At 59.3% G+C, this 4,585-nt stretch carries 6 protein-coding genes; all 6 read left to right on the forward strand.

What is annotated here, in order from left to right:
• On the forward strand, positions 1 to 198 hold a 198-nt coding region (locus FXV83_RS43725), incomplete at its 5' end, for a hypothetical protein (RefSeq protein ID WP_210250809.1).
• A 70-nt stretch (positions 199 to 268) separates the two neighbouring features.
• A complete protein-coding gene (locus FXV83_RS41820) occupies positions 269 to 613 on the forward strand; it encodes a hypothetical protein (RefSeq protein WP_148745824.1) in 345 nt (114 codons plus the stop codon).
• Positions 614 to 991: 378 nt separating this feature from the next.
• Entirely contained in the window at positions 992 to 1,570 is a 579-nt protein-coding gene (locus FXV83_RS41825) for a phospholipase A2 family protein (protein ID WP_148745825.1), read from the forward strand.
• Positions 1,571 to 2,895: 1,325 nt separating this feature from the next.
• Entirely contained in the window at positions 2,896 to 3,114 is a 219-nt protein-coding gene (locus FXV83_RS41845) for a hypothetical protein (RefSeq protein WP_148745826.1), read from the forward strand.
• 572 nt (positions 3,115 to 3,686) lie between these two features.
• Positions 3,687 to 4,280, forward strand: a complete 594-nt coding sequence (locus FXV83_RS41850) for a Fe(II)-2OG oxygenase family protein (RefSeq protein ID WP_235940626.1) — start codon at positions 3,687 to 3,689, stop codon at positions 4,278 to 4,280.
• The gene (locus FXV83_RS41855; protein WP_148745828.1) at positions 4,277 to 4,576 is read left to right on the forward strand and encodes a hypothetical protein; all 300 of its coding nucleotides are present in this window, start codon (positions 4,277 to 4,279) and stop codon (positions 4,574 to 4,576) included. The genes FXV83_RS41850 and FXV83_RS41855 overlap by 4 nt, the downstream gene beginning before the upstream one ends.
• Positions 4,577 to 4,585 lie beyond the last annotated feature (9 nt).

Consider the following 4,585-nt stretch of genomic DNA (forward strand, 5'->3'; position numbering starts at 1 on the left):
GAGCAGCGGGCCGGACGCCGTGATCAACAGTGCCGGTATTGCTGCTACGGCAAGAAGTTTGGCTATTCTCGTCATGAGGTGACCTCTTCTTCGGTCAGTCCCGCAGCCACGCCGAGCAACGCAACCCGCACGACCAAGTTCCTTCGTTCGTTTACGCTTGAGGGGAGAATCCTTCCACACAGGGACGAGGTGCAGTAGCTCGGTCGCGTTCAGTTCTACCATCCATTGATAATTTGCTAGCCGCTATCAGCGCCGCTTTGATGTGGGCATGCCCGCCCTCACCCGCCGCCCCGATCCCAATGCCAGCCAAGAGGCTTGGCCTATCTATTACGGCGATGTCTGCGCTGGCGGCATCGCCGTGAGGACCGGCACCCCGGACAGCTCCGATCCGTGGTACTGGCGCTGCGGCTTCTATCCCGGATCGAACCCGGGCGAATGCACCACGGGCACCGCAACGACGTTCGAACAGGCCCCCCGGGGCCCCTTCGCCGATCCGTGCAACCGTCAGCCTCACTTGCTCACCACGTTACCGGATACGCGCACGGGCAAGACGGTTCGTATTTTTCGGTGCCCGCAAGGTGGCGAGATCACCTCGGCTGAGGAAAGGTGCTGATCTCGCCCAGTGGCTTGTGCGCTACGGTCTTGCGCCGGACTTGCCGCAGTTCTCGAGTCCTCCAGCGCTCTGCGCGCTTCGTGATTGCTGGTAACGACGGCCTGTCGTTTACATACTAGCTGTAGGTGTCGAAAGTCTGGGACCGTTCGATAGTCTGGTGCCATTAGGCACACGAGCCGTGGCGCTACCGCACCTGCACGCGAGCCAACCGACGCCCGGCGGACTGTTCGCATGAAGCAAACGCGCACCGTTGAAATTTCCGAAGGCAGCCGATGATGGGGCTAGAAGCGCGCGGTCCACGTTTTCGACATACGGCACGGCTTAAATGCGGGCTCGCCTGCAAACGAGTCAGAGGCGGGCGGGTATAGGGAGGTATCCATGTACATCAATTGGGACGTGACGATGCGCTTCGATCCGAACTCGCTCGTGCCTTCCACGCAGCATGGCATCCCAGTTCCCAGTTATGGGAATTATGGCGGTGTAAACTATTCCGCTGGCCAAGAGGGTGGGACAACTCCGGAGGTGGGATCAGCTGCCTACCTCGCTCATCCTCCAAAGGACGATCTCGATCAGCTCTTTTATGCGCACGATCTCGTCTATCAGCATTTGAGAGATGGCACCGCGACCGTACTGCAGACGTTTGATGCAGACGCGAAGCTGCTAGAGGGCATGTATACGCTGACGCAGTCAGAACCTGCGCTGTTTGCTAACGACCCCGAAGCACTTCTCTATGAGGCGTTTGCCACGCTGGGCATTCTCGGCAAGATTGAAACTACGCCGGGTGAAAGTGAATATCTCCAATCGACCCTTCCTCAATCTGAGGAACAGTTACTGGCTGCGGCAGCAATACATAATTTTGACACCGGACTCGCCGAAACACCCGGCAACGAATCCCGCAGCTTGCATGGCGCATTCCACGTGTTCGAAGCTCAATTTGGGGATCTTTTACTCGCGTGAACGCGCATTGTGATCACACCAAACCGTTTAGGTTGGTGATCTAGGATGGTCTCGGTGCCGGATGTACGAACGCATCCGGCTCTTGGGGCATCACCGTGCCGGAGAGCACGCAACTCTGCCGGGGCGAGGACAGCCTGCAGTATTGCTGCGGCGCGAAGGCTGCCAATGATCTCAGCGCCTTCATCGCGTGGCGGCTAGTTGCCTGCATCCCGATCACGCTGGATCGGTACGGGCGGACCGTGGCGACCTGCTCGGTTGACGGCGATCGTTCCGCAACGCGGTTAATTGGTTCGGGAATTCCCTCTCGCCGCTGGCAGTGCGGCGCGATATATTTTATTCGGAACGACTACTGAGGCCCCAAAGGTGATGGGCGCTATGGTCAAGCCTTCGCCCGGAATGCGCAGAGTGTTGCGGCGGGCGCACCTGTACGGCCGCTTGGTCGCGCACGATGGAAAATTGTATTATCCCGGCGGCAGCCACAGTTTATGCAGCGAGGAAACCGCGATCGCGATGGTAAAGGCAGGCTGGCTCAGGCATCGCGGCGAGGACTATGAGGTTACGCCCGACGGCGTAAGGGCTGAAGCGCGGCGCGAATAGCTTCGTCTGACCAGCGCATCCGCCTCACGCAGATACCGGTGCACGCCAAGCGTGTTGGTTCGCCCTGTAATCTCGCAGGCCCATAGCCGGCGTGCGCGGCCTGATCGTGTACTGTCAGGACACCTACAGCGAGCCGGCCCGCCGCGAAGGAATTGTGGGCCGATCATCCCACGTCACATATCCGCACTGCCTGCACTGGAACATTGTCACGGTCCGGCCCGTGCGCGGATTGAACATTTCAGATACGACCAGCGCGCGGTCGCTCCCGACGCAGTTGTCGCAGATCGGCAAGTTTGCCGCCGTTCGGTTGATCTCGTTCATGGCGCAGGCCGTAGTTTTCCGGGCGGCACCCCGCCGTTTCCAGTTAAGCTTTATCGGTTATACACGGTCTCCGTGAGTCGGAATTTTGATCACCGAGCCGAAGCCGATGAGGCAATGAGGCGAGCCGTAGCGGCCACAAGCGCGCTTGATCGCTTGAAGTGGCTGCGCATTGCATTGGCATGGAATGATCTAGTACGCCACGAGACGTCGCACGGCGCGCACACGCGGTCTCCGCCGCATGAAATTCACCGCTGAGCGCTCCTTCGCCGGTCCCGAGGCCGCCGGGGCGAGGATAGCCTGCCATATCGGTGCGGCGCAAAGGCTGCGAACGATCTGGCCGCGTTCATCGCGTGACGGCCGGCACGTGCGGCATGGCTGCCTAAGTTAGAACCGAATCGCGGACTTGTATGCTGGGCGAAAAACGAAAGGCCCAGATGTCGCGGGATGTCACAAGTCCAAGCCATTGGCTCCAGCGCGCGGCGCAGACCCGCGCCAAGGCGCAGCGTACCAGAGACGCGGTCGCCCGAGACCGGCTGATCACGATGGCTGAGGAATACGATCAGCTTGCCGAACAGGCCGAGCGGCAACTGGAAGATCAATCAGAATCGAGACCAATTGGGACCTGAGCGTCAACATCACGATCCGCCGGGCAATTTGCAAGCTCAGCTACAAAATTCGTGAGAAGCCCGCTGAGCGCGTTTCCGGATGAGGCCTTCTCACCTACCTCCAGCGCTGTCGCCGCTACGGGCGCCCCGCCCCGGCCCCGGCGTTCGGCCGTCACCTGCTAGTCGGGCAAAGCGAGGTTTTTGGCCAATTGGGCGACCCGCTGGTGCTCAGACATTCAGGCGGCGAGCTGCGTGACCGCTCTAAAGCGCATTACGGACTCAGGCAGACACTCCGCCACGTCGGACAAGGGCACACCAAAAAAAGTATACGCAGTTTGTCCACGGCGACCGTATAGTTCGCCTCGTCTGGCGAAAGGGGGGCACTATGACGATCCTGTGTACCCGAAAAGTGGCATCCCCAATCCCGATCGCGTGTGTGGTGCACGATACAAAGAACGTTCCTTCCGTCTCACCTAGAGGTCATGCACATTCACGGCACCATGTTATCTGATACCAACCAGCCCGACTTGGTCGCGTTAAGGCAAGCCGTCGTCCTTGACGGCTTTGCGTTCGTCCCCCGCTGGGAGCGAGGCGTGACCACCGACGAGCTGGCAACTCGCATCGGCACCGCCCTGAAGCTCGGAAAGGCTACTGTCGCGCACCAAATCGTTCCAAAGCGAACAGATACGCCAAACACTTATAGCGGGATGTATGGCTTCAGCGAGTTTCCATTGCATACAGATATGGCGCATTGGCGCGATCCTCCGCGCTACATGATGTTGCGGTGCGTTCGTGGTCACGCATCGGTCGCAACAATGGTGCTGGACGGCCGAAAGCTCATTGACGCGATTGGAGAAGCTGTGCTTGCGCGATCACTTGTGAGGCCAAGGCGGCCCATACGCGGAGCATTTCACCTGCTCTCACTTTATCGGGCGACCCGATCCGGGACTGAACCGCTGCTGCGCTGGGATGAAGCCTTCATCGTTCCTGCGTCTCCAGCCGGTGTCGAGGGGACCGAGCTCGTTCGCAGTGTGCTCGGTCAGATCGAACCAATTCATTTTTCGCTCGCGGACCCCGGCGATACTCTGATTATCGACAATTGGCGCATGTTGCATGGACGATCCGCCCTAACTGCGATTGAAGCCAACAGGATTGTCGAGCGAGTGTACATGGGGGCACTTATATGAGTGAAGAAGCGACACCTGACTATTCGGGCATCTGGGATCCTGACGCACTTCTCGCCAAATCCAAACGGTATGTCGAGAAGATGCTTGCGGCCTCACGGGATGATTGGGATTTTGCGTTATGGTCAAGCCAAGCGCTCGAATTCTTGATGCGGGCGGCGCTCGCTGACTACGGCGCCGCACTGCTTGCTGACACTGGCGGCGGCGACGTGAGCCATCTCCTAAACGCTATGGGGATTCAGCCAAAGACCAAAAAGTACATACCAAAGTCTGTCGCCACTAGACGACCGATTCCATGAACTTGGCAG

Source organism: Bradyrhizobium hipponense, from assembly GCF_008123965.1.
GTDB lineage: Bacteria > Pseudomonadota > Alphaproteobacteria > Rhizobiales > Xanthobacteraceae > Bradyrhizobium > Bradyrhizobium hipponense.

What these genes read in the sequence shown, in the direction of transcription:
- FXV83_RS41845 (WP_148745826.1), top strand. Translation starts at nt 2,896, where the DNA reads ATGCTGGGCGAAAAACGAAAGGCCCAGATGTCGCGGGATGTCACAAGT.
- FXV83_RS41820 (WP_148745824.1), top strand. Translation starts at nt 269, where the DNA reads ATGCCCGCCCTCACCCGCCGCCCCGATCCCAATGCCAGCCAAGAGGCT.
- FXV83_RS41855 (WP_148745828.1), top strand. Translation starts at nt 4,277, where the DNA reads ATGAGTGAAGAAGCGACACCTGACTATTCGGGCATCTGGGATCCTGAC.
- FXV83_RS41825 (WP_148745825.1), top strand. Translation starts at nt 992, where the DNA reads ATGTACATCAATTGGGACGTGACGATGCGCTTCGATCCGAACTCGCTC.